A 23978-nucleotide genomic window follows, 5' to 3' on the forward strand; every position below is an offset into this window, starting at 1 on the left:
AGATTCCGGGTGTCCGTGCCGAATCAGTGCCATCGTCGACCGCAGATGAGATCGGTTGCATCACTTGCCTTTCTTCATGCGTCGGGTGTTCCCGAGGAAGCTGAATCCGAACATCACCAGGAAACCGAAAACTAGAAGGATCAGTGAGACCGCCGCCGTCAGACGGGGATCACCGCTGGCCGAAAGGCCCAGGTTGAACAGGGCGACCGAGAGGTTGTTCTTGCTGAGCAGATACGCCACCGTGTATTCGCCGAGGCACAGCGCGATCGTCAGGAACATGGCGCCCAGCACTGCGGCCCGGATGTTGGGCAGCACGATCCGCATGATCACCGCCGGGAACGAGCAGCCGAGGGTGCGAGCGGCCTCCGACAGTGTCTTCACGTCGATAGCAGCCAGACCTGCATCGATGCTGCGGTACGCGTAGGGGAACGCCAAGATGACGTAGACGAAGGTCAACCAGATGTTGCCGGTGCCCAGTAAGTGCGCGATACCGCGATAGATGGGCCCGAGGCCCACTACCAGCACGATCGCCGGGATGGTCAAGGGCAGCAGACACAAGAACTCCACCAGCTTGGACACGTGCGGCACCCGCAGACGAATCCAGGTCATCGTCGGCACGAGCAAGAGCACGGTAAGCCCTGCTGTCACCAGACAGAGGGCGATGGTGACCTTGAAGCCCTCGACAAGATCTGGGGCTGCGGCATTGAGTTTATCGAGGTCGATGACAGTCGCCCATGACCGTCCTGTCCGCTTGCCGTTGAGCAGTCGCGTGGAGAAGTCGATCAGCCCCGCCAGCGGAAGGATCATGAAGATCGCTACCAAGCCCAGCACGATCCACCTGACGATCGTCTGCTTGCGGCGTGCGGCTGCGCGAAGTTTGCGTGGCTGGCGCTCCGATGCGGTCGCAAGAGCCGGGTCGGTGACTACCGGAGCAATCGCGGCATCCAGGGCGCTCATCCCAGCCACCTTGATGACCGCTTCTGGATCCAGTAGTAGCCGGCCATCACGATGGCCACGATCACCACCATGATCAACGCCTCGGCTTTGGCCAGGTTGGGAGCACCAAGCCCGGTTTCGGAGGTGAGAGCGTTGCTGATCTGCAGAGTGATCAGTGGCGATCCAAGTCCGACAAGAGCGGCCGCCGTTGCGAAGGCGGAGAACGCATTGGCGAACAACAGCAGAAGAGCGCCCAAGAACGATGGAGTCAAGAGCGGTCCTGCCACACGTCGCCAGAAAACCCAGGTCGAACCGCCAAGGCTCTCCGTCGCCTCCCTCCATTGGGGACGAATACCATCGACGGCGGGCAGAAAGATGATCACCATCAGCGGGATCTGGAAGTAGGCGTAGACGATGATCAGCCCGATCAGGCTGGCGAAGTAGTTGACATCAGGTTCCGGCACACCGAACCAGCTGTTCAGCGTCCGACTGACCAGCCCCGTGCGGCCGGTGAACGAGAAGATGAAGGCAAATGCCAACATGACGCCCGAGAACTGGGCAAGGACGGACGACGCCGAAGTGACGAGTTTGCGCAGGAGACCGCTTGGCGGGGCAGTCGAGAGGAAGTAGGCCACCACAGCGCCCACGACGGCCCCGATGACTGCTGACACGACCGACAAGACGATCGATCGCAGAAGGGCCTCGAGGATGACCGACTGGCCGAACAGCGCAGAGAAGTTGGCGAGGGTGAAGCTGCCTCCATCACCTTGGAACGCCCCGATGACCACGATCGCCGTCGGAACCAGCAGGAACAACGCCGTGTAGAGCAGGAAGGGCGCGACTCCGAGTAATGGCTTCATCCGCCGCAGCCGACCGTCGCCCCCCGAGCGGGGGGCGACGGCGGGCGGGGCGACAACGGTTGCGCTCAAGGCAATCCGCTCGTTGAACTATTGGTGGCTACGCGGATCAGCTGATCGCCTTGGCCCAGTTGGCCTTGATGTACGCATTCGCCTTGGTGGTCTGATCCGACGTCATCTGAGCAATCTCGCCCTCGATGACCGGGAGGCTCTTGGCCGCGGTCGTGTCGATGGTGCCGGCCTTCTGCATCGAGCTGTACAGGATCGGCAGCGCGCCACCCTTGATCCAGAAGTTCTGCGCTTCGGCCGTGTAGAGGTACTCCTGCCACAGGCGGGCCGCCGCCGGGTGCGGCGCGTCCTTGTTGATCGCCTGGTTGTAGAAGGAGCCCAGGTTCACGCCCTTGGGGGTGAAGGTCTTCCAGGTGAAACCGTTCGCCGTGCCTGCCGCGGTGATGGGCAGCTGGTTGAAGGACCAGCCGACGATGGCATTGATCTTCCCGGCCGAGACCAGCTGGAGGCTGGCCTTTGCAGTGGAGAGGGTGCCGGCTGCCTTGAGAGACTTGAAGAAGTCCACCCCCTTGGAGATGTCGTCAAGCGATCCGCCGTTGGCGACCGAGGCGAAAACAACAGCCAGAAGACCCTCGTTTGCCTGTGTCGGATCACCGTCGAGGGCGACCGCGCCCTTGAGCGCCGGATCCTTGAGGTCTTCCAACGAAGTCATGTCCTTGCCGAGAGCATCGGAGTTGTAACCGACGGTCATGACGCCCGTGTAATCGTTGAACCAGAGGCCGGTCGCCTCCTTGTTGGCCGCGGGGATGTCGTTCCAGGCCGCAACCTTGTACGGCGCGAAATGATCCAGGTTCGCCAGCGTGACTGCGGCGCCGAGGTCGAACACGTCGGGTGCTTGATCGGTGCCCTTGGTCGTGTCCGCCGCCTGGATCTCCTGGGCCGAGCTGATGTCGGGCTGCTGCGACGTCAGTTTGATTCCCGGGTACTTCTTCTGGAAGCCGGCGATGACCTCCTTGTAGTCCGACCACTCCGGCGGGAGCGCGATGACGTTGAGCGCGCCCTCCTTGTTGGCCGCGGCGACGAGTTTGTCCATGCCGCCGAAGTCGGCGAGCGAGGTGGCGGTCTTGGAGTCGCCCGGGGTGCCGCTGGCGCTGGAGGAACCGGGTGCCGTGCTGGAACCGGGCGCTGCACTACTGGCGGCGCTGCTGGGGGCGGCACTGCTCGCCGAAGGAGCGCTGGACGAGGCCACACTCGGGGCGCTGGCGGCGGCCGGGCTCGAGCTGCTGGAAGTGGTGGGGGCGGTGGCGGTGGTGCTGCTGGAACCACAGGCACTGGCCGTCAGGGCCAGCACTGCAAGACCTGCGATGACGCCGGTACGGCTCAAAGCGCTGCGGGTGGTGACTACTCGCACTTCATCCTCCTTAAGGACATAGGTAACTTGCGGAGCGTCACGCCCGAAGGTGACGGAAAAACGTTGGACGGGCATCCGAATGGTGAACTGATGCAGAACGTAGCAAGGGGATTCCGCTGTGGGAATGCCGTAAATGTTTCGATTACGCAACTGGTTGCACCATGCGCAACGATCCGAGCACCTGACGCTCATTCATCACTCCGGGTGATCCGAAAGTGCTCAAGACGGAACAATCGGGCGCGCTCGTCGTCCGCTCGGCCGAGCGTGGCTTCGCCGGCGTCGGGGTAATCGATCCGCGGTCCTGACCCGCTGCGGCGCGGCATCGGTCCCGTCCTAGGGTTTGCCCATGGACCTCAGAATCTTCACCGAACCCCAGCAGGGCGCTTCGCACGCAGATCTCCTCGCCGTTGCGCAGGCCACCAGGTCGGCCGGCTTCAGCGCGTTCTTCCGTTCCGACCACCTGTTGGCCATGGGCGGGGGCACCGGCCTGCCCGGACCGTCCGACTCGATCGCCAGTCTCGCCGCACTGGCCGCGCAGGTGCCGGACATCCGCTTCGGCACCCTGGTCACCGCGGCCACTTTCCGCCATCCGTCGATGCTGGCCATCGGAGCGGCCACGATCGACGACATCTCCGGGGGGCGACTGGATCTCGGTATGGGAGCCGGCTGGTTCGACGCCGAGCACAAGGCCTACGGCATTAATTTCGGCACCTCGTTCGGCGAGCGGTTCGATCGGCTCACCGAGCAACTGGAGATCCTCACCGGCCTGTGGGCGACACCCATCGGCGAAACCTTCAGCCACCACGGCAGGCACTTCGACCTGACGGATGCCCCCGGCCTGCCCAAGCCGATCCAGCGGGACCTTGCCGGGCGGCCGAAGGTGCCGCTGGTGCTCGGCGGACGTGGCCCCAAGCGCACACCAGCGCTGGCGGCTCGATTTGCCGACGACTTCAACGTGGGCTTCGCCGATCTCGAGGCCGTGACCGTTTCCCACGACCGGGTCAGGACCGCCTGCACCGCGATCGACCGTGATCCCGGCGAGATCGTCTATTCGGTCGCGCTTCCCGTGTGCTGCGGCCGCACTCCTGCGGAACTCGCCACCCGCGCTGCGGCGATCGGGCGGGATGTCGAGGACCTGAGGGAGAATGGGTTTGCCGGATCACCGGCCGAGATCGTCGACAAGCTCGGCACTTTCGCGGCGGCCGGAACCCAGCGCGCCTATCTGCAGGTGCTCGACCTGGCCGATACCGACCACGTCGCCCTCCTCGGCGCGGACGTCCTGCCCCACGTCGCCGCCCTATAGCCCCCGCGCTTATCAACTTCGACGGCGCTCACGATCGGGTCGATTCGTGCCCCTCCCGTCCCAAAACGTCCAACTTGATCAGCGCGGACCTAGCTGGAGGACTCAGCGGGCCAGGCCCTCGACGATCTGCGCACCGGGAAGCTCGCCCAGGAGCGCGCCGTCGATGACGATCTTCGAGCGACGCACCCCGGAGCCGATGATCACCGGGCCGGCAGCGGCGACCGCGGAGTCCACCAGGATCGGCCAGCCGTCCGGCAGCCCGATCGGGGTGATCCCGCCGTGTTCCATGCCGGTGAGGTTCACGGCTTCGTCCATCGGCGCGAAGGAGACCTTCCTGACGTCCATCAGGCGGCGGACCACGTTGTTGACGTCCGCGCGGGTGGTGGCCAGCACGACGGCTGCGGCGAAGCGCACCTCGCCCCCGCGCTTGCCCGAGACGACGACGCAGTTGGCGGAGACGGAGAGCGGCACGTCGTAGTGCGCGCAGAACGCAGCTGTGTCGGACAGGTCAGGATCGATCGCCGCGGTGTAGACGGCCCATCCGGGCCGTGCGGACAGCGCAGCCACCACCGCTGGGGCCAACAGCGAGGGATCGGCGGCCGTCAGTTCGAGGGTGCCCAGCACCGGAATAGTCACTCCTCCACTGTCCCATCCGCTGTTCGCCCGCCCTCGAACGGCCGGAAATTCGCCTCTACTGGGATGTCGCGGGAGAATGGAGCGCGTGAGTACTGCAACCGCCCCCACCGAACCGGTCGTCGCCGAGCGTGCGCACGCGACTTCCCCGGTCGGCGCCAAGGCCGACGTGCTGCGGATCGGCCCGTTCGACGTCTGGCCGCCGGTGGTGCTGGCGCCGATGGCGGGCATCACCAACACCTCGTTCCGGGGGCTGTGCCGCGAGTTCGGCGCCGGCCTCTACGTCTGCGAGATGGTCACTACCCGCGCCCTGGTCGCCCGCGACTGGAAGACCATGGAGATGATCAGGTTCGCTCCTGACGAGAATCCCCGGTCGCTCCAGCTCTACGGGGTCGATCCGGTGATCGTCGGGCAGGCCGTCCGCATGGTGGTGCAGGAGAACCTCGCCGACCACATCGATCTCAACTTCGGCTGTCCGGTCCCGAAGGTGACACGCAAGGGCGGCGGGTCCGCGCTGCCGTACAAGCGCAGGCTGTTCGAGTCGATCGTCCGGGCCGCTGTCCGCGAGGCCGAGCCGGCCGGTATTCCCATCACCGTCAAGATGCGGATCGGCATCGATCCCGAGCACATCACCTTCACCGACGCCGGCCGGATTGCCCAGGACTCGGGCGTTGCCGCCGTCGCGCTGCACGGCCGGACCGCCATCCAGCACTACTCCGGCAAGGCCGACTGGACCGCGATCGCACGGCTGAAGGAGGTCGTCACCGACATCCCGGTGCTCGGCAACGGGGACATCTTCCGCGCCTCGGACGCACTTGACATGATGGCCTCCACCGGTTGTGACGGAGTGGTGGTCGGTCGCGGCTGCCAAGGTCGCCCGTGGCTGTTCGCCGAGTTGGCCGCTGCCTTCGACGGTCGCCCGCTGCCGACCCCGCCCGATCTGCGCGCGGTCGCCGCGATCCTCGTCCGGCACGCCGAACTGCTCTGCGTCGAGATGGGACCCGACCGCGGGATCCGCGATCTCCGCAAGCACATCGCCTGGTACCTCAAGGGTTTCGCGGCTGGATCGGAGATCCGCCGTGACCTCGGCATGGTGTCCGACCTCGACCAACTTCGTGGTCTGCTGAACCGGCTGGACCTGGATCAGCCGTTCCCGGACGCTGCCGAGGGCCCGCGCGGTCGACAGGGCTCGCCGCAGGGCCGGGTCGTCCTCCCCTATGGCTGGCTCGACGATCCCGACGAGATGATCGTCCCGGCCGACGCCGAACTGGATGCGGGCGGCGGCTGAGGTGGCCCCGTGGCGGTCACCGATCATGGGTCTACTGCTGCTCTTCGTCGCCAGTGGTGCGGGCCCGCCACGCGGATCTGTTGCGCCCGCAGTTGTGTCGTCGGGAACGACTCTCGTAGCTTCCTCGTCCGCAGGGCCGACGGGTGGAGGTTCCAGCGGGCCGACGGTTGGAGGTTCCAGCGGGCCGACGATCGGCGCATCGGCCGGCCCGACCGTTGCTACCTCGCCCGCCATCTGGCCACAGCCGGTGGTCGCGGCACAGCTGGTCATCGATGCGTTCAACCGCACGGCGGGCGGATCGGTTGCGGCGCAACAAGCGGTGCTCGGCCGGTTGGTCTCGAGCGGCCAACAGGCGGTCCAGCGCCGGTGTCCGACCGCCACCAGCACGATCAGCTTCGATCCCGTCTACAGCCGACTCGCGGTGGCGCCGGGCTGGAAGCCGACCAGCGGCACCCTGCCTGGAACGGTCTACGCCCTGCCCACGCTGATCCGGATCTACCGCGGCGACCGTATCGTCGGCACCGATCTCACCGACCTCCACCTGACGATCGACAGCGGTGTCGCAGGCCTGCCGGCGCTGTGCCTGACCTGAACTGCCGGGTGCCGTACGTGGACGATTCCCCCGTTCGGGGAGGCAACGCAAGCTCACGAGGAACGTCTCTCGCTGAGCGTCAGCGCATCCATGACGCTTGTCGCTCGCTCGCGGGTCGGCCGACTCAGGATGCTTCTCTAAGATGCAGGAATCGCACCCGCCTCGGTCGGCGAGGGTTCGTTCGGGACAACATGACCCGAATGGCTCCACCGGTGCGGCCGTCACTCCGACAGGAGCAGAAAACAGGGAGGTCGCGTGAGCGACGAGCCGCGCGATGGCGCCAGCGATGGTGCCGATCACGGCCAGGACGGATCCACCGGGCAACCCGCGGGCGGAATCAGCCCCGAGACCACCCAGTCCCCTGACTCCCCAGCCCATGGGCTCGACCCCCCGCAGTCGACCCCCCGCGACGCGGCGGCCCGCGAAGCGTCAGCACGTGAGGCGTCGGCCCGTGACGTGTCGGCACCGTGGGAACGTCCCCGCCGCTGGAACCAGCAGTCGCTGGATGCCACCAGGGTCGATGACCTGCTCGCCCGCCTCGGAAGTGACGACACCCCACCGGAGAACCGTCGTCGACGCCGCGCGGCCGACGATGCAGTGCCGGCCAGCGATCTGATCGCAGCTCTCTCCGCCAGCGACGAAGTACCTCCGACGCCTCCCGCTTCCGGCCCTGGAGCTCGCCCGGCCGCCGCGCCGCCGTCGCCCGCAGTCACCGCGCCCACCGCAGTCAACCCGCCCAGCACAATCACTGCGCCCAGCACAATCACCCCGGCACCGGAGGCCATCCCATCCCCCGCAGCCATCTCGAAGGCTCCCGCTGCCAGCCCGACGGCTCCCGCGGAGATCCCGACGGCGCCCGCCCGGACCGGCCCGTCGGACGATCGGACCGAGTTCCTGGCCGCCGGGTGGAACACGGCGGATCAGGACAACGGCGAAGACAGTGATCACACGGTGCTGCTGCCGCCGCGGGTCGGCCCGGGCGAACGGCCCCCGATCCGCGACCTGAGCGACGCCAACTCGCGCACCGACTACATCCCCAAGATCACCGGCTCCGCAGCGGATCTCGCCGAGGCCGACTCGATCCGAGCGGCCCTGCACCGGCAGAGCGCGCTCGATTCCGGCGCCGTTCCGGCCGCGTACGCGCCGAGCGGCCCACCACCGGGAAGACACACCCCGCGGGCGTCGTCCTCGGCCCAGCCACCCCGCCGTCGACGTGGACTCCTCTACGCCGGCCGGACCATCGCCGCGCTCGTCGCGTTTGTCACCCTGCTGGGCGTGGGCGTGGAGTGGAAGGTCATGGACCGCGCGGATACCAGCATCATCAAGAACCGGGTCCAAGCCCTCAACACACAGGACACGCACATCTCCACCGCCCGGACAGCCCCGGTGGTCACCACCAATTCGAGGGGTGTCAAGGTCACCGAGTCGGCCAAGGCGCCGACGGCCTACCAGCCGGAGAACATCCTGCTGCTGGGTTCGGACACCAGAGCAGGTGGCAACGCAGCACTCGGCGGAACCGACGCTTCGACAGCGGACAGCGCCAACTCCGACACCCTGATGATCGCCCACATCTCGGGCGACCGACAGCACGTCACCATCCTCTCGATCCCCCGCGACACCATCGTGACGACTCCCGCCTGCCGCGCCTGGAGCCTCAAGACCGGCAAGTTCGTCGAGGACACCCCGTCCGTCCACGGTGGCACCTACTCGCACATCAACACCCTGTACGGCGTTGGCGGGCCGACCTGCACCGTCGCCGGCGTGCAGTCCCTCACCGGCATCGGGATCTCCCGCTACATCGGGATCGACTTCCAAGGTTTCTCGGCCATGGTCGACGCCCTCAACGGCGTCAGCATCAACATCTGCGCCCCGATCATCGACAGCGAACTGGGGACCGTCGCCGACGCAGCGGGCGTCCACATCGTGATGGGTGGCGAGGCTCTCAGCCTGGTCAGGGCCCGGCACGTCCAGGGTGACACCGGATCGGATCTCGCCCGGATCCGCCGTCAGCAGATCGTGCTGTCGGCCATCCTGCGGCAGGTCACCCAGGCCGGGACCCTGCTCAACCCCGCCAAGCTAGATGCCTTCCTGCAGGCCTTTGCCAAGAACACCTTCACCGAAAATGTGTCCTTGACCTCTCTCGCCACCCTGGCCGGTTCGCTCGGATCACTCGACCCCGCGCATGTCACCTTCTACACGATGCCCACCGTCAACAGCACGAAGATCGACGGGGCGCTGGACCCCGACACCTCCAAGACACCCGCCGTCTTCGATGCGCTGATCAACGATCTCCCATTGCCCGGTGAGCAGGCCGCCGCGACCCCGAAGCCCAGTGCGACGCCGGTGACCCCCGCACCGTCCACCACGGCGCCCAGCCTGAAGTTGACGGTCGATCCGTCGAAGGTCGCGCTCGAGATCTACAACGTGACCGGCCAGGCCAACGTCGCCACCACCGCCCAGGAGAAGCTCAACGCCGTCGGATTCAAGGTGACGGACGCCCAGTTGTTCAAGCTCGACACGGACACGCAGACCGGCACCACCGTGCTCTACGCCCCGGCCAACCGGGCGGCGGCCTTGACCGTCGCCGCTGCCGTTCCCGGTTCCAGCCTGGTCGTCACCCCTGGCCTCGGCACGACGGTCCGGCTGCGGCTCGGGTCGTCCTACTCGGGCACGATCAGCGCGGTGACGCTCGGCCGACAGGCGCCGGCCTCGCTGGCCACTGCCGTCAGCACCGGCCCGTCCGTCGCGCCCACCGCGTCGACGCCGGCCACCACCCTCGGGTCCACGGACCTCACGTCGGTGAACGCCGCCGCCGGAACCTGCGCATGACGGACGCGCCGGACGGTGAGGGCATCGACCCGACAGCCCCGTCGACGGCGCATCCTGGACGACTGACTGCAGGCCGTCACTCCCGGCAACGAACCGGATACTGGGTCGTCCGGGTGGTGGCCGCGGCACTGGCCGTCTTCGTATTGCTCGGCGTTGGACTCGAATGGCAGATCAAGAATCGCGCCGAGAGTGGTCTCCAGGGCCGCCGCGTTGATGCCCTGCCGCCCGCCACCACCTCCCAGACGCTGGAGAGCACGGTGGCAACTTCGCTGATCACCGGGGCGACACCGGTGCCCAGCACCACCGCGGCGGCGGCGACGACGCCCAGCACCACTGCCGTGCCGACGAACCAGAAGGCCGAGAACATCCTGCTGCTGGGATCGGACACCCGCTCCGGCACCAACGCCGCCATCGGTGTGGACGCCTCCACCGCCGGCGTCGCCAATTCCGACGTGGTGATGATCGCCCACATCAGTGCCGACCGGCAGCACGTGACCGTGCTCTCCATTCCCCGGGACACGATGATTCCCGCGCCCACTTCCTGCCGCCAGTGGAACGCGACCACCGGAGTGCTGTCGAACCAGGTCTACAAACCCTCGCCGGGGGAACGGTTCCACTTCAACGCCGGCTACTCGGTCGGCGGGCCGCAGTGCACGGTCACGGAGGTGCAGAGTCTGACCGGGCTGCACATCGACCGGTACATCGGCATCGACTTCGTCGGATTCCAGGCCATGGTCGACGCGCTGGGCGGCATCACCGTCGACATCTGCGCACCGGTGGTGGACACGGTGCTCGGCACGGTCGTCGCCAGGGCTGGGGTCCAACAGGTGACCGGCATCGAGGCATTGAACCTGGTCAGGGCCAGGGACGTCGTCGGCGACACCTCGTCGGATCTGGCCAGGATCCGACGACAGCAGATCGTCCTGTCGTCGATCCTGCGGCAGGTGACGGCGGCCGGCACCCTGTTGAACCCCGGCAAGCTGGATGGCTTCCTGCAGGCCTTCGTGAAGAACACCGTCACCGACAACGTCTCCATCGACGACCTGGTGATGCTGGCCGGTTCGCTGGGCAACCTCAGCCCCGGAGTCGTGACCTTCTACACGCTCCCGACGTACTCGAGCACGATCACTCCGGGAGCCCTCGAGATCTCCGAACCTGCTGCGGCGAACCTTTTCTCGGCCCTCCGGTCCGATCTGCCGCTGGCCACCGATACCCCGCCGCCGACCACGGCGGCGACTCCGCGGACCAGCGCTCGCTCGACGGCGACGGCCGCAGCGCCGACCACCTCGGCGACGACGTCCAGCCGACGCTCTGCCACCAGCACCATCGAGTCGGTCAACGCCGGCACGAACCAGTGCGCCGGGCCGGGCAACGAGTAGTCGAACCGGTCCTCGGGGACCGGCCCCGAGCGACCCGACACCTCTCGTTCACCGCCCGTCCACCCGCCGTCCGGCGGGGACTCGCCTGACGGTTCTATCCTGTCCACATGCGCCAGGCTTATCAGATCAGACTCAACGACCTCGGGGACCACGGCGCCAGGATGTGCCAGGTGGCCAGTGACGCTCTTCGCGACGCCACCACCGCCCTGCTGAACGCCGATCTGGCGCTCGCCGAGAAGGTCATCGCGACCGACGTCCAGCTGGACGAGATGCGTGCCAGCGCAGAGGCTGTGGCCTTCGAGATCCTCGCTCTGCAGGCTCCGGTCGCCTCCGATCTGCGGGCCGTCGTCTCGGCGCTGTGGATCGTCGCCGACCTCCAGCGGATGGGGGCGCTGGCCATGCACGTCGCCAAGGCGGCCCGGCGCCGCCACCCGGCCCAGGTGATCCCGGTCGAGGTCAGGCCGATCTTCGAGCGGATGGGACGGGTCGGCGTCCATCTCGCCGACCAGGCCGCCCGCGTGCTGCTGGACCGTGACGTCGAACTGGCCCGCGTGATGGAGTCCGAGGACGACCTGATGGACGACCTCCACCAGGAGATGTTCGCCGCCCTGCTGTCGCCGAAGTGGTCGCACGGTGTCGAGCCGGCGGTCGATCTGTCGCTGCTCGGCCGGTTCTACGAGCGCTTCGCCGACCACGCCGTCGCCGTCGCCCGCCGCGTGGTGTTCCTGGTGACGGGCGAGAACGTCGGCGGCGATACCACCCCCGTCGTGCTGGCCCCCCCCGAGCGCTGACCCGTCTGGAGCCGCCGCGCCTGCGGGGGCTACAGGTGCGCCAGATGCAAGGCGGAGGACGCAGCGGGTACCGCCGCGGCGTGCGTGGGCGGGTGATGTGGTCGAGAGAATAGACAACGCCGCAGATGGTCCGGCCCGGGCACCCGCCAGATCAGCCGAAGCGGCCGGAGATGTAGTCCTCGGTGGCCTTCTGGCCCGGGTTGGAGAAGATCTTGGCGGTCTCGTCGTATTCGACGAGCTTGCCGGGTTGCCCGACGCCGGCGAGGTTGAAGAATGCGGTCCGGTCGGAGACACGGGCCGCCTGCTGCATGTTGTGGGTCACGATGACAATGGTGTAGCTAGTCTTCAGCTCGCTGATCAGATCTTCGATCGCGAGGGTGGAAATGGGGTCGAGGGCGGAGCAGGGTTCGTCCATCAGCAGCACCTCGGGCTCGACGGCGATGGCCCTGGCGATGCAAAGACGCTGCTGCTGACCGCCGGAAAGCCCTGCGCCGGGCCGGTTCAGGCGCTGCTTGACCTCTTCCCAGAGGTTTGCGCCGCGCAACGAACGCTCCACGATGTCGTCGAAATCATTCTTCGACTTTCGGGTCCCGGCAATCTTGTAACCCGCGATGACGTTGTCGTAGATGGACATCGTCGGAAATGGATTGGCTTTCTGGAACACCATTCCTACGGTACGACGCACATTCACCGGATCAACACCGGGGCCGTAGAGGTCCTCGCCGTCCAACTCGACCTTTCCGGTGACGCGACCCCCCGGAATCACCTCGTGCATCCGGTTCAGGGTGCGCAGGAAGGTGGACTTGCCGCAGCCCGACGGGCCGATGAAGGCGGTGACGGTCAGCGGGGCGATGTTGATCGACGCACCCTCCACCGCCAGGAAATCGGTGTAGTACACGTTGAGGTCTTCGACGTCGATGCGCTTGGCCATGTCAGGCAAGCCCTTTCAGTATGAACAAGTGGATCGGTGCGGCGGGCGAATGCGAGAAGGGTCAGCGCGACTTGGGCCGGGCAAGCCTGGCCAGCAGCCGGGCGGCCAGGTTGAGGATCAGCACCAGGAGCACCAGCATGAGCGCCGCACCCCAGGCCCGGGAGTCCCCGAACGGCCCGCCGGCGCCGGTGCGCTTGCCGAGCTGGTCCCAGACCATCATCGGCAGCGCCGCCTGGTCGCCGCTGAACGGCGTGTTGTTGATCCGGTCCGCGTAGCCGACGAGAAGGATCAGTGGCGCTGTCTCACCGGCGACCCGCGCGATGGCCAGCAGCGCGGAGGTGATGAGGCCCGAGAGCGCCGTCGGCAAAACGACCTTCACAATGGTCCGCCACCGGGGCACACCCAGCGCGTAGCTGGACTCGCGCAGTTCGCGCGGGACCAGCTTCAGCATCTCTTCCGACGAGCGGACGACCACCGGCAGCATCAGGATGGCCAACGCGATCGAGCCCGCGGCGCCGAAGGGACGGGTATCGGTGCCCAGCAGCAGGAACGTGTAGACGAACAGCCCCGCCACGATGGACGGCACCCCGGTCATGACGTCGACGAAGAAGGTGACCAGCCGGGCGAAGGTGCCCTTGCCGTACTCCACCAGGTAGATCGAGGTGAAGAGCCCGATGGGCAGTGCGACGACGGCGGCCAGGGCGACCTGCTCGAGCGTCCCGATCAGCGCCGCGTAGGCACCGCCGCCGGGATCGGTGGCCGTCACACCGTTCATCGAGTGGGTGAAGAAGTTGATGTTGAAGGCCGGCAGCCCGCGGTACAGGATGTAGCCGAGGATCAGGATCAACGGCACCAGCGCCGCGATGAAGCTGGAGTAGACCAGCGTCGAGGCGAAGCGGTCTTTTGCGCGGCGTTTGCCCTCCACCATGAAGGACCAGACGGTCAGCACCACGACGTAGAGCACGGCCGCGGAGAAGAAGGCCGTCAGCCAGCCGGTCCAGCCCAGCGCGAACTTGGCCACCAGGGCGAGGACGACGCCGGCTGCCCCCGAGACAGCCGGCGCGATCTTGGGCAGCCGGGCCCCGACCAATGCTGACGGTGTGGCCCTACTGGCGGATCTGGTGATCGTCGTCATCAGGAGAACTCCTTCTTGCGGGCGATCACCAGACGAGCGATCGAGTTGACGACCAGGGTGATGGCGAACAGGAACAGGCCGGCTGTGATCAGCGCGGGGATCCCGAGATTGTTGGAGGCTGCGTCGCCGAACTTCAGCGCGATGGTGGAGGCGAAGGTGTCGCCACCGGGCTCGGTGATGTGCCCGTTGATGATGAAGCCGGAGTTCAGCACCAACGCGACGGCGATGGTCTCGCCAAGGGCGCGTCCCAGGCCGAGCATGGCGGCCGAGATCATGCCCGCGCGGCCGAACGGGATCACCGCGGTCCGGACCATCTCCCACTTGGTGGCACCGAGAGCCCAAGCAGCGTCCATGGTCTCGCCCGGTACCTGCAGAAAGACCTCACGGGTGACGGCCGACACCGTCGGGATGATCATGATGGCCAGCACGACGCCGGCGATCAGCAGGCTCTGGCCGAACTGGCTCGCCTCGGTCGCCGTCCGGTTGTGCAGGAACGGGAGCCAGCCGAAGTACTCCGAGAGCCAGCTCTGGAACCCGCGGGTGGACGGCACCAGGAAGTACAGGCCCCACATACCGAACACGAGGGAAGGCACCGCGGCCAGCAGGTCGATGACGCCGCCGAGCATGGTGGCCAGCCGACGCTTGGCGTAGAGCGCGATGAACAGGGCGATGCCGACCGCGATCGGCACCCCGATGATCATCGCGATCACCGAGGAGACGACGGTGCCGAAGAACAGCGCCGCCACACCGAACGTCGGGACGTCCGCCGGGTCGTCGGAGGGGAACAGCCACGACTGGGTGGTGAAGATGTTGCCCTTGTTCGGGCCGGTGAAAGCCGGGATCGCCTTCCAGACCAGGAAAACCGCGATCAGCGCCATGACCACCAGCAGGAGGGCTCCGGAGCCGGTCGCCAGGCCGCGGAAGATGACGTCCCCGCGCCGGACGGCCCGGCCGCTGATGCTCACACCGTGAGGTGAGGCCGACACCCCGGGCCGGGGTTCCGCGTGGATCTGGGAGTTGGTCCGTGCGAGACCGACCAGCCGCTTCTTGGCCGCCTCGGTCGCCGGCGTGATGTGCTTCTCGGCCATCTCCTCGAGCTTGGCCGCAGCATCCACCGGTTCTTGTTCGTCAGTCACCGGTCCGCCGCCTGGGTTGATCGACATGATGCCTCACTGCGGCCTCGGGGCCGCGAATAGGTCATGGATGAATGGTGACCGATGACGACGAACCGGCCAAGCCCTACCCACGAAGGGAGGCCTGGCCGGTTCGTCATCGATCAGGCGAGGGTCTTGACCGCTTCGACGACCTTGGCCTGGATCTCGGCCGGCAGCGGGGCCGCACCGATGGTGGCGAGCGACGTCTGACCGTCGGTCGCCGTGTAGCCCAGGAAGGACTTGAGCAGTGCGGCCTTGTCGCCGTTGCCGGCGGAGCAGACGACCTCGTAGGTGACCAGGATGACGGGGTAGGCACCCGCGGTCTTGGCCGCGTAGTCGACCTTGAGGGTCAGGTCCTTGCCGGTGCCGACGATCTTGGCAGCGGCGACGGCCTTGCCCGCGGTCTCGGCGGTCAGTTCGACGGCGCCGGCGCCGTTGTCGATCTCGGCGATCGAGAGCTTGTTGCTCTGGGCGAAGCCCCACTCGACGTAGCCGATGGCACCGGTGGTCGAACCGATCGACTTCGCCACGCCGTCACTGCCGGCGGAACCGGTGCCACCCGGAGCGGTCCAGGACTTGCCACCCTCGAAGGTCCATCCGCCGGCGGCGGTCAGGTACTTGGTGAAGTTGTCCGTGGTGCCCGAGCTGTCGCTTCGGTGCACGGTGGCGATGGCCAGGTCCGGCAGCGTGGTGCCCGGGTTGATCGCGGCGATGGCCGCATCGTTCCACTTGGTGATCTTGCCGCCGAAGATGCCGACCAGGACGGCGGGCGTCAGGATCAGCTTGCTGACACCGGACAGGTTGTAGCTCAGCGCGATCGGGCCGGTGACCATGGGGAGGTCGATGGCGTCGTTGTTGTTGCAGCGCTTCGACTTCGCATCGGCGAACTGGGCGGTCTTGAGGGCCGAGTCGCTGCCGCCGAAGTCGGTCTGGTTGCTGGTGAAGTCGGTGACGCCCTTGCCGGAGCCGCCACCGCCGTAGGTGTTGATGGTGGCGCCGCACTTGGCGTTGTAGTCCTTGATCCACTGCGCGATGACCGTGCCCTGCGCGGTGGAGCCCGACGAGCGGAGGCTGCCGGTCGCGCAGGTGAAGCCGGAGCCGGCGAAGGTCAGGCCGCCGGTGGGGGCGGCGGAGGAACTGGCGCCGGAGGTCATCGCACCGGACGTGGCCGGCCCGGACGTCATGGCGGAGGTGGCCGGCCCGGACGTCATGGCGGAGGTGGCCGGCCCGGACGACATGGCGGGAGCACTGCTGGAGGGCGCGGTCGAGGACGGGGCCACGACGGCTGCGCTGGAACTGGTCGACGAGCTCGTGCTCGGCGTTGCGGCGGTGTTGCTGTCACTGCCACAGGCACTCAGGGTGAGTGCTCCGACGGCAAGGAGCGCCACCAGGCCACTCGTACGCGTGATCTGCACGCTGTTTCCTCTCGAGGTTCGGACTTCTTCATCGTCATCCGGGCAGCCGTTTTCGGTGAACGAACACCAAAGGCGGCACGGTGCATCACGACGGTGACGCATCTCGGACGGTAGGGGCGCCGGATGGACACTCGGGCCGGACTGGATGAACGCCAGGTGAACGGGGGGCGAGCGGTCGGTGCCCCGGTGATGGTTAGAGCAGCAAAACAGCAGCCCAGAGGCGATTCAGCGAGGGGCGCGATAGACGACGTCGGTGGCGAACGTCTCGAATCCGAGGCCTTGGTAGAGCCGAAGGGCCCGGTCGTTGTGGCCCTCGACGTAGAGCATCACTGCCTGAAGCCCGCGCTCGGCGAGGTAGCGCAGACCCGCTGCGGTCAGCGGTGCACCCAACCCCCGGACGGGCCGGCCGAGCAGCACCCCGTCCGGATCCACGCCGAGGACGTACACCTCACCGAGTGGGTTCGGAGTGTCGACGTGCACCTTGGTCCAGTGGAATCCGAGCACCGTGTCGTGCACGTCGACGGCCAGGAAGAAGCCGAGCGGATCGAACCACGGCTGAGCCATCTCGGCCCGCAGCCCGTCCAGGTCCAGCCGACCTTGCTCCGGGTGCCAGGAGAAGGCTCGGGCATTGACTCCCAGGAACTGCTCCTCGTCCTGTCCCGGCACGAAGGTCCGCAGCCGGACGCCCGCCGGGATCATCGCTGCGGCAACCTGTTCGGAAGCCCAGCCAGGGTCGAGCTCGCGCCGCATCTGCAGGAGCTCGCGGGCCCTGACCAGCCCTGTTTTCGCAGCGAGGGCAGCGGCTGCCGGTAGGTCCCCGTGCGCCCACGCCGCACCGGCCCGGGCCAGCGCCGTGTGCAGCAGCTCGGTGCCGAGGCCTTCCCGACGATGCGCCGGGTCGACGAAAAGCTCAACCGGGTCGTCGGCGTGGGACACCGCGAGACCGATCAGCTGTGTTCCGACCGTCGCGAGGATGTAGGAGTCGCCAGGGCTCGACAGACCTTCGAGGATGTGACCGGACAGCGGTGCAGTGCCATCCGACCGAGCGGTTCGTTCGGCCAGCGCCCGCACCGCTTTCGCGGTGTCGGGGCTCAGACGGCTGATCCAGGTCACAGACCGGAGGTGCTGCTCGACCCGTCACGGAGGGCGGACCGGGCCGGCGGCACCATCTTGTAGCCGACGTTCCGCACCGTCCCGATCAGCGCCTCGTGCTCCGGACCGAGCTTGGCCCGCAGCCGACGGACGTGCACGTCGACCGTTCGGGTGCCGCCGAAGAAGTCGTATCCCCAGACCTCGGTGACGAGCTGCTCCCTGGTGAACACCCGACCAGGATGCTGCGCCAAGAACTTGAGCAACTCGAACTCCTTGTAGGTGAGTTCCAGCGGCCTCCCGCGGAGACGGGCGGTGTAGGTGTCCTCTTCGATGGTCAGCTCACCCAGGCTGATCAGGCCGGAGTTCGCCGACGAGTTCGTCCGGGACTCCAGCAGCCGCAATCGGGCGTGGACCTCGGCCGGGCCGGCGCTGGCCAGCACCACGTCCGCCACGCCCCACTCCGGGCCGATGGCGACCATGCCGCCCTCGGTGACGATCGCCAGGATCGAGACAGCCAATCCGTCGGACCCGAGCAGCCGACACAGGGTCCGCGCGGCGGCCAGATCGTGGCGTGCATCGAGCAGGACCAGATCGTACGGACCGGAGGTGACCAGAGAGGCTGCCTCCGGGGCGGCGGCGCGGACCTTGATCGGGAGCAGATCCACCGCTGGTAGCACCGTGGTCGGTAGAGGATCAGCGGTGAGCAACAGCAGATCCATGGATCGCTTCCTCGCCTTCAGCCGGCACCGGTGTACACATCACCAATCTCCGCTGATCCTAACGTCCGCAGGTGTGGGCTCTCACCAAGACGGGTACCCGAAGACGCCCGCGCCGGTCACGCGCTGGTGATCATGGCCAGGCACCTGCTCAGGCTCACGCCCAGGCTCAAGCTCCGGCCCTCCGGCTCCGTCCTCGGGCTCGGGCTCCGGCGCCGGCCCCCCTCAGGCCCAGGCGATGACGTCGTCGTGATCCAGCCGGGGCTGGCGCGGGTGGTACGCGTCGTCGGCAGGATGGCCGATGTTCACCACCAAGATCGAGCGCCACCGACCGTCCGGGAAGAACTCGGCGTCGATCCCGGCCGGGTCGAAACCTTTCATCGGACCGGCGGCGAGACCCAGCGCGCGGATTGCGAGCACGAAATAGCCGGCCTGCAGTGCGGAGTTGAACTCGGCGGTGCCGAGGCGGGCGGCCTCATTGGCCTCGAACACGTCCTTGAGCTCGGGCTTGAACGGCATCACGGTGGGGATGTGCTCGTGGAAGCGCGAATCGAGGGCCAGCACGGCCACTGCGGGAGCAGCGGCGGTCTTCTCCTTGTTGCCGTCGGCCATGTGGACGGCCAGGCGCGCGCGGGCCTCGCCGCGGACGAACAGCACCCGCAGCGGCTGGAAGTTGGCCGCAGTCGGAGCCCACTTCGTCAGGTCCCAGATCTTTTCGAGCTGGGCGTCCGTCACCGGGGTGCGGTCGAAGCTGTTGGCGGTGCGGGCGTCGGTGAACAGCGCGGAGACCCCGGCGTCGTCGAGGGCCCCCAGGTGCACGCGGGTCGGATTGGCGACAACTTGCGTCATAGCGACTTCCTTTCTCATTGCTACTAGTTAAATCGAAGCTACCATGGCGAACCTAGCACTCCGCTAGGATGGGAACCGTGCCCAGCCCGAGTGATCCGTGCCACGAGCCACGAGCCTGCGACGGAGCGCTGGCCCGGGCCTTCGGATTTCTCGGAAAGCGCTGGAACGGCGTCATTCTCGGAACCCTGACGGCCGGGCCGGCGGGCTTCTCCGAGCTGCGACGGGCGGTATCCGGCATCAGCGATTCAGTGCTCTCCGAACGGCTCACCGAGTTGGCCAAGGCCGGGGTCGTGCAGCGCACGGTGCACGACGGGCCGCCGGTCGGGGTCGTCTACCAGCTCACCGAGGCCGGTCAGGCTCTGCTGCCCGCCATGAGGGAACTCACCACCTGGGCGAACGAGAACCTGCCGCCGGTCCCGGCCGAGCCGGTTTCGGCCGAGCCGGTCTCTTCCGACGCCGTCCGCGCCGAGCCCGTCCGCGCCGAACCCGTCCGCGCCGAGCTTTGAATCGTCCTGGCATGTTCGGACCTCGCACCCGGGCGCCGCTCGCCGATCCGGGCCGTCCGCTGACGGTGACCACTTCCGACGGCGTGACGCTGCGGGGGTTACGGGTTCCCTGTCGGGACACTTTCGGCCTCGATGCCGGGACGCACGTCCGGAACGAAGGCGCCGGGCCGGTCTTCGTGGTCTGTCACGGCTTCACCAACTCGACTGCGAAACCCTCCACCCGCGCCGTCATCGACCTTCTGGCGGGTTTCGAAACCGTTGTGGCACTGGACTTCCGGGGCCACGGCCGGTCGGGCGGGCTGGCCTCGGTCGGCCGCGACGAGATCCTGGATCTGGATGCCGCGGTGGGTTGGGCCCGATCAGAAGGTCACGGTCCGGTCCACGTGGTCGGGTTCTCGATGGGCGCGTCGGTCGCGCTCCGCCACGCGGCCCTCGCCGGCCGAACGGGCGAAGGCGTACACCATCTCCCCGACACGGTCGTGTCGGTCTCCAGCCCGTCACGCTGGTACATCCGGGACAGCGCGCCGATGCGCCGGGTGCACTGGCTGCTGGAACACCCGCTCGGGCCTACGGTCGGCCGGCTGCTCGGGGTCCGGCTCGGCGAGGCGTGGACCGACATCCCCGGTACACCGCTCGAACTGATCGAACGCATCGACTCCACCCCGCTGCTGCTGGTCCACGGCACCGCCGACCACTACTTCTCCCCGGCGCACGCTCTCGCACTGAAGGCAGCGAGCGCCGGGCACGCGGAATTGTGGATCGAGGACGGCATGGCCCACGCCGAATCCGGTTCCGGACCCGATCTGATCGAGCGGATCGCCCGCTGGGCGCATGCTCTCAGCGCTCCCTCAGCTGCCGTCTGAGCCGAACCGCCTCCGCCGAGGGGGTACGGCATGGACAATCGGAACCGTGCGAAAACTGTTGGTCTTCCTCGTCATCCTGATCATCGTGGTGGTGGGTATCGACATCGGCGGTCGTGCCTTCGCCGAGTCCAAGGCCGGTGAGGCGATCGCGATCCAGACGGGTACGACCGCTCCGTCCGTCGACATCCACGGCTTCTCGTTCCTGGTGCAGGCGCTGCGGGGCAAGTACTCCAACATCACCCTGACCTCGTCCGACGTCACCGCCGGCCCGATCAGCGGGATCGGCGTCACCATCGATCTGTACGACGTGAACTTCCCCATCGGCGACGCGGTCAAGGGCGACACGAGCAATCTGACGGCGGCGCAGGCACACGTGACGGGCGTGATCCCCGATTCCCAGGTCACCGCGGCGCTGGCCCAGTCCGGCGCGACCATCAGCGAGGGACCGGGCGGAGCGATCCGGGTGGCGGCCACGGTGGACATCGCGGGCACGCGGGTCCCGGTCACCGCGACCCTGGTGCCGTCCTTCACCGCCGGGACGCTCCGACTGGACGCGACGAATCTGACCGCCGCCGGTGTAGCGGTCCCGAACATCGCGCAGTTGACCCGGAATCTGTCGCTGGCACTGCCACTCAAGGACCTCCCGTTCGCGGTACAGGCCGCGACCCTGGTGTCGTCGGGGGCCAACCTCGTGCTGACCGCATCGGCCAACGACATCCGGATCGGATCGGTGGCCTAGAGCCAGGCCTTCTCGCGCCCCTTCGCGCCGGGCGGATGTCCTAACCTGCTCTGATCGCGGCAACCGGGGGGACCTCGCGGCTGCTACCGTGGGCGTTATGGGCCCAATGCTGACTTCCCGGCGAGCGGTCGACCTGGTTCGGGTCGGCAGCGCGCTGTGTTGTGTCACCGGGTGCCCTCGCGCGCAGCGGTAGTTGTCTCACCTTCCCGCCAGCGCCACGGTTCCGCCGCCGCACCCCGGCCCTCCTGTCACGGCAGCTCGGTTCCGGCTGCGTGACGGCCCGGCCGCCGGCAGCCCGCAAGTCGTGCTCCCGGTACCGCTCTCCAGCCCTCCCAGCACCGCCACCCACGTGCACCGCCATCGAAACAAGGAGCAATCATGAGCCGCGAGGAATCCCTCGTCACCACCGAATGGGCAGAGCAGAATCTGTCCACCCCCGGCCTCGTCTTCGTCGAGGTCGACGAGGACACCAAGGCCTACGACGGCGGCCACCTGGCCGGAGCCGTCAAGCTGAACTGGAAGACGGACCTGCAGGATCCGGTGCGTCGCGACTTCGTCGACAAGGCCGGCTTCGAGAAGTTGTTGTCCAGCAAGGGAATCAGCAACGACGACATCGTGGTCCTCTACGGAGGCAACAACAACTGGTTCGCCGCCTACGCCTACTGGTATTTCAAGCTGTACGGTCACGACGCCGTCAAGCTGGTCGACGGTGGCCGCAAGAAGTGGGAACTCGACGGTCGCGCGCTGACCACCGAGGTCCCCGACCGCGTCGAGACCGTCTACGTGGCAAAGGATCAGGACCTCTCGATCCGCGCGTTCCGCGACGAGACGGTGGCTGCGATCGGTGTGCAGAACCTGGTCGACGTCCGCTCCCCCGACGAGTTCTCCGGCAAGCTGCTGGCGCCGGCCCACCTGCCGCAGGAGCAGTCCCAGCGCGCCGGACACATCCCGACCGCGGTGAACGTGCCGTGGTCCAAGGCTGCGAACGAGGACGGCACGTTCCGTTCCGATGCTGAATTGACCGAGCTGTACAGCGGTGTCGACGACAGCAAGGACACCATCGCCTACTGCCGCATCGGCGAGCGGTCGAGCCACACCTGGTTCGTGCTGGCCGAGCTGCTGGGCAAGAAGAACGTCAAGAACTACGACGGCTCCTGGACCGAGTACGGCTCGCTGATCGGCGTGCCCGTCGCCATCGGTTCCTGACCGCCACACCTGCCCGGCCGGCTCACCCACCCGACTCGACTCGAAGGACCAGACCACCATGTGCGGATCCCCCACCCAGACCGTCGACCTGCCCGCGGGCGTCGACACCACCAACGCCTCGATCATCCAGGGCACCGTGTTCGGCGACAACGGCCCGGTGGCCGGCGCGTTCGTCCGGCTGCTCGACGGCAGTGGTGAATTCACCGCCGAGGTGGTCAGTTCACCCGAGGGCTACTACCGCTTCTTCGCGGCCCCGGGTGACTGGACCGTCCGGGCGCTGTCCCGCTCCGGCAACGGGACCGAGACGGTGACCTCGCAGATCGGCATTCACCACATCGACGTCCAGGTCGCCTGACGGCTGGTCCATTCGTCGGCTGTTGCTCGCTGGACGTGGCACCTGGTGGTCGGACGACGACCGTCAGGTGCCGCTGCCGTTCGTTGGCCCTGTCATTCTCGATTGGTGCTCTGGCGCGCAACCGGTGTGATTCGCAGCCGGCCTGACCTGCCCGGGTTCGGTCGCGGGACTGCCGGGTTATGGTGGTGTCGTGCTGGAATTCTTCTATACCGCCCTGCTGGTAGTGGTCGGCGCCGTCATCACCTGGTTCGCCTTCTACGTGGTGTACCGGCTGCTGCACGAGGATCGGTGAACGAGCCGTCCAACGGCCGCACTGACCCAGCTCTTGCTTCGAGCGGTCCCGACGTGGTCCGTGGGAGCGGAGATGCCGCCGTGCAGGCCGCGGACGAGCGAGCCGCGCACACCCGGACACTGAACCTCGACACCATTCCAGCGGTCCCGATTGCCCCTGACACCGCAAACGTCCGGCTCGGCCCCGAGATCGATCACGCCTGCCTGTCGTTGTTGCCGCTCGTCGGTGTCTGGCAGGGCACCGGGACGTTCGGCAACGAACCCGGTCGGCAGGAGCCCCAGTTCGGGCAACGCATCATCATCTCCCACGACGGCCGGCCGTTCCTGAAGTACGAGTCGGTGATCTGGCTGCTCGATGCCGACGGCGGCCCGGGTCGGCCCGCCGCTCGCGAGGTCGGATTCTGGCGACCGCAGCCCGACGGCTCGGTGGAACTTCTGCTGGCCCACGCCGAGGGCCGGATCGAGGTCTTCTACGGACAGGCCCGCTCGCTGACCAGCTGGGCCATGTCCACCGATGCGACCTGGCGTACGCCGACCGCCCCGCCCGTCGTCGGCAGTACCCGCCTGTACGGCATCACCCCTGACGGCCGCCTCGCCTACGTCGAGGAGCGCGCCCACACCGACATCGAGCTGTCCCCCCACGCAAGCGCCGCCCTCGAGCGCCTCGCCGGCTGACCCGGCTCGCCGGGCTCGCCGGG

24 protein-coding genes and 1 pseudogene are annotated in these 23978 nt (G+C 67.5%); 14 read left to right on the forward strand and 11 right to left on the reverse strand.

Translation table 11 applies throughout. The features are described from left to right. Positions 1-60: 60 nt before the first annotated feature. Genes ABIB25_RS07285 through ABIB25_RS07295 form a run of 3 tightly spaced genes read right to left on the reverse strand, consistent with a single transcriptional unit; the run spans position 61 to position 2895 of the window. Positions 61-957, reverse strand: coding sequence for an ABC transporter permease (locus ABIB25_RS07285; protein ID WP_354527763.1), 897 nt, complete (start codon positions 955-957; stop codon positions 61-63). Next, positions 954-1865, reverse strand: coding sequence for an ABC transporter permease (locus ABIB25_RS07290; protein ID WP_354527764.1), 912 nt, complete (start codon positions 1863-1865; stop codon positions 954-956). The genes ABIB25_RS07285 and ABIB25_RS07290 overlap by 4 nt, the downstream gene beginning before the upstream one ends. A 37-nt stretch (positions 1866-1902) precedes the next feature. Beyond that, positions 1903-2895 (reverse strand): ABC transporter substrate-binding protein, encoded by a 993-nt coding sequence (locus ABIB25_RS07295; protein WP_354527765.1) that lies wholly within the window; start codon positions 2893-2895, stop codon positions 1903-1905. Here ABIB25_RS07295 and ABIB25_RS07300 point away from each other — a divergent pair. Further along, positions 2894-3235, forward strand: coding sequence for a hypothetical protein (locus ABIB25_RS07300; protein ID WP_354527766.1), 342 nt, complete (start codon positions 2894-2896; stop codon positions 3233-3235). The two genes, ABIB25_RS07295 and ABIB25_RS07300, sit on opposite strands and share 2 nt — an antisense overlap. A 324-nt stretch (positions 3236-3559) precedes the next feature. Continuing rightward, positions 3560-4516 (forward strand): TIGR03560 family F420-dependent LLM class oxidoreductase, encoded by a 957-nt coding sequence (locus tag ABIB25_RS07305; RefSeq protein WP_354527767.1) that lies wholly within the window; start codon positions 3560-3562, stop codon positions 4514-4516. A gap of 102 nt (positions 4517-4618) precedes the next feature. On the opposite strand, the gene ABIB25_RS07310 is transcribed toward ABIB25_RS07305, so the two are convergent. Beyond that, on the reverse strand, positions 4619-5152 hold the full coding sequence (locus ABIB25_RS07310; RefSeq protein ID WP_502919760.1) for a YbaK/EbsC family protein: 534 nt from the start codon (positions 5150-5152) through the stop codon (positions 4619-4621). Between the two features lie 76 nt (positions 5153-5228). On the opposite strand from ABIB25_RS07310, the gene dusB reads away from it, so the two are divergent. The 5 genes from dusB (at position 5229) to phoU (ending at position 12028) form a co-directional block, all read left to right on the forward strand. Further along, entirely contained in the window at positions 5229-6437 is a 1209-nt protein-coding gene (gene dusB / locus ABIB25_RS07315) for a tRNA dihydrouridine synthase DusB (protein WP_502919761.1), read from the forward strand. Between the two features lie 247 nt (positions 6438-6684). Beyond that, on the forward strand, positions 6685-7029 hold the full coding sequence (locus tag ABIB25_RS07320) for a hypothetical protein (protein ID WP_354527768.1): 345 nt from the start codon (positions 6685-6687) through the stop codon (positions 7027-7029). Between the two features lie 255 nt (positions 7030-7284). Next, positions 7285-9858 carry an LCP family protein gene (locus ABIB25_RS07325; protein ID WP_354527769.1) on the forward strand — a complete coding sequence of 858 codons (2574 nt, stop codon included), beginning with the start codon at positions 7285-7287 and terminating at the stop codon, positions 9856-9858. Then, positions 9855-11237 (forward strand): LCP family protein, encoded by a 1383-nt coding sequence (locus tag ABIB25_RS07330; RefSeq protein WP_354527770.1) that lies wholly within the window; start codon positions 9855-9857, stop codon positions 11235-11237. The genes ABIB25_RS07325 and ABIB25_RS07330 overlap by 4 nt, the downstream gene beginning before the upstream one ends. Positions 11238-11344: 107 nt before the next feature. Further along, entirely contained in the window at positions 11345-12028 is a 684-nt protein-coding gene (gene phoU, locus ABIB25_RS07335; protein WP_354527771.1) for a phosphate signaling complex protein PhoU, read from the forward strand. A gap of 151 nt (positions 12029-12179) precedes the next feature. On the opposite strand, the gene pstB is transcribed toward phoU, so the two are convergent. From pstB to ABIB25_RS07370, 7 genes are all read right to left on the reverse strand, one after another. Further along, positions 12180-12959, reverse strand: coding sequence for a phosphate ABC transporter ATP-binding protein PstB (gene pstB, locus ABIB25_RS07340; protein ID WP_354527772.1), 780 nt, complete (start codon positions 12957-12959; stop codon positions 12180-12182). A 61-nt stretch (positions 12960-13020) separates the two neighbouring features. Further along, positions 13021-14094 carry a phosphate ABC transporter permease PstA gene (gene pstA / locus ABIB25_RS07345; protein ID WP_354527773.1) on the reverse strand — a complete coding sequence of 358 codons (1074 nt, stop codon included), beginning with the start codon at positions 14092-14094 and terminating at the stop codon, positions 13021-13023. Next, on the reverse strand, positions 14094-15257 hold the full coding sequence (gene pstC, locus ABIB25_RS07350; RefSeq protein WP_354527774.1) for a phosphate ABC transporter permease subunit PstC: 1164 nt from the start codon (positions 15255-15257) through the stop codon (positions 14094-14096). Before pstC ends, pstA begins: the two co-directional genes overlap by 1 nt. A 113-nt stretch (positions 15258-15370) precedes the next feature. Further along, the gene (gene pstS, locus ABIB25_RS07355) at positions 15371-16663 is read right to left on the reverse strand and encodes a phosphate ABC transporter substrate-binding protein PstS (protein WP_354527775.1); all 1293 of its coding nucleotides are present in this window, start codon (positions 16661-16663) and stop codon (positions 15371-15373) included. 225 nt (positions 16664-16888) lie between these two features. Further along, positions 16889-17776, reverse strand: coding sequence for a mycothiol synthase (gene mshD, locus ABIB25_RS07360; protein WP_354527776.1), 888 nt, complete (start codon positions 17774-17776; stop codon positions 16889-16891). Beyond that, on the reverse strand, positions 17773-18474 hold the full coding sequence (locus ABIB25_RS07365) for a winged helix-turn-helix transcriptional regulator (protein WP_354527777.1): 702 nt from the start codon (positions 18472-18474) through the stop codon (positions 17773-17775). Before ABIB25_RS07365 ends, mshD begins: the two co-directional genes overlap by 4 nt. A 222-nt stretch (positions 18475-18696) precedes the next feature. Beyond that, on the reverse strand, positions 18697-19320 hold the full coding sequence (locus ABIB25_RS07370) for a malonic semialdehyde reductase (RefSeq protein WP_354527778.1): 624 nt from the start codon (positions 19318-19320) through the stop codon (positions 18697-18699). Between the two features lie 68 nt (positions 19321-19388). On the opposite strand from ABIB25_RS07370, the pseudogene ABIB25_RS07375 reads away from it, so the two are divergent. The 7 genes and pseudogenes from ABIB25_RS07375 to ABIB25_RS07405 all read left to right on the forward strand — a co-directional run. Beyond that, positions 19389-19730 (forward strand): annotated as a pseudogene (locus ABIB25_RS07375) (winged helix-turn-helix transcriptional regulator); the annotation flags it as partial. 107 nt (positions 19731-19837) lie between these two features. Next, positions 19838-20689: an alpha/beta hydrolase family protein gene (locus ABIB25_RS07380; RefSeq protein ID WP_354527780.1), complete on the forward strand. Its 852-nt coding sequence runs from the start codon at positions 19838-19840 to the stop codon at positions 20687-20689. Between the two features lie 46 nt (positions 20690-20735). Further along, positions 20736-21428, forward strand: coding sequence for an LmeA family phospholipid-binding protein (locus ABIB25_RS07385; protein WP_354527781.1), 693 nt, complete (start codon positions 20736-20738; stop codon positions 21426-21428). A 97-nt stretch (positions 21429-21525) separates the two neighbouring features. Then, complete coding sequence (locus ABIB25_RS07390; protein WP_354527782.1) at positions 21526-21621, forward strand: putative leader peptide; 96 nt, start codon at positions 21526-21528, stop codon at positions 21619-21621. 185 nt (positions 21622-21806) lie between these two features. Further along, positions 21807-22634 carry a sulfurtransferase gene (locus tag ABIB25_RS07395; RefSeq protein WP_354527783.1) on the forward strand — a complete coding sequence of 276 codons (828 nt, stop codon included), beginning with the start codon at positions 21807-21809 and terminating at the stop codon, positions 22632-22634. 58 nt (positions 22635-22692) lie between these two features. Further along, entirely contained in the window at positions 22693-22989 is a 297-nt protein-coding gene (locus ABIB25_RS07400; protein WP_354527784.1) for a DUF1416 domain-containing protein, read from the forward strand. Positions 22990-23277: 288 nt separating this feature from the next. After that, positions 23278-23955, forward strand: a complete 678-nt coding sequence (locus ABIB25_RS07405) for a heme-binding beta-barrel domain-containing protein (RefSeq protein ID WP_354527785.1) — start codon at positions 23278-23280, stop codon at positions 23953-23955. Positions 23956-23978: the final 23 nt, after the last annotated feature.

It is taken from the genome of Nakamurella sp. UYEF19, assembly GCF_040546275.1.
GTDB lineage: Bacteria > Actinomycetota > Actinomycetes > Mycobacteriales > Nakamurellaceae > Nakamurella.

Excerpts from the sequence above, each read along its gene's own strand:
- ABIB25_RS07370 (WP_354527778.1), bottom strand. The coding sequence starts at position 19,320 with ATGACGCAAGTTGTCGCCAATCCGACCCGCGTGCACCTGGGGGCCCTC.
- ABIB25_RS07395 (WP_354527783.1), top strand. The coding sequence starts at position 21,807 with ATGAGCCGCGAGGAATCCCTCGTCACCACCGAATGGGCAGAGCAGAAT.
- ABIB25_RS07330 (WP_354527770.1), top strand. The coding sequence starts at position 9,855 with ATGACGGACGCGCCGGACGGTGAGGGCATCGACCCGACAGCCCCGTCG.
- pstB (WP_354527772.1), bottom strand. The coding sequence starts at position 12,959 with ATGGCCAAGCGCATCGACGTCGAAGACCTCAACGTGTACTACACCGAT.
- ABIB25_RS07285 (WP_354527763.1), bottom strand. The coding sequence starts at position 957 with ATGAGCGCCCTGGATGCCGCGATTGCTCCGGTAGTCACCGACCCGGCT.
- phoU (WP_354527771.1), top strand. The coding sequence starts at position 11,345 with ATGCGCCAGGCTTATCAGATCAGACTCAACGACCTCGGGGACCACGGC.
- ABIB25_RS07365 (WP_354527777.1), bottom strand. The coding sequence starts at position 18,474 with ATGGATCTGCTGTTGCTCACCGCTGATCCTCTACCGACCACGGTGCTA.
- pstC (WP_354527774.1), bottom strand. The coding sequence starts at position 15,257 with ATGTCGATCAACCCAGGCGGCGGACCGGTGACTGACGAACAAGAACCG.
- ABIB25_RS07305 (WP_354527767.1), top strand. The coding sequence starts at position 3,560 with ATGGACCTCAGAATCTTCACCGAACCCCAGCAGGGCGCTTCGCACGCA.
- pstA (WP_354527773.1), bottom strand. The coding sequence starts at position 14,094 with ATGACGACGATCACCAGATCCGCCAGTAGGGCCACACCGTCAGCATTG.
- ABIB25_RS07390 (WP_354527782.1), top strand. The coding sequence starts at position 21,526 with ATGGGCCCAATGCTGACTTCCCGGCGAGCGGTCGACCTGGTTCGGGTC.
- ABIB25_RS07400 (WP_354527784.1), top strand. The coding sequence starts at position 22,693 with ATGTGCGGATCCCCCACCCAGACCGTCGACCTGCCCGCGGGCGTCGAC.
- ABIB25_RS07295 (WP_354527765.1), bottom strand. The coding sequence starts at position 2,895 with ATGGACAAACTCGTCGCCGCGGCCAACAAGGAGGGCGCGCTCAACGTC.
- ABIB25_RS07380 (WP_354527780.1), top strand. The coding sequence starts at position 19,838 with ATGTTCGGACCTCGCACCCGGGCGCCGCTCGCCGATCCGGGCCGTCCG.
- dusB (WP_502919761.1), top strand. The coding sequence starts at position 5,229 with ATGGAGCGCGTGAGTACTGCAACCGCCCCCACCGAACCGGTCGTCGCC.
- ABIB25_RS07300 (WP_354527766.1), top strand. The coding sequence starts at position 2,894 with ATGCCGCCGAAGTCGGCGAGCGAGGTGGCGGTCTTGGAGTCGCCCGGG.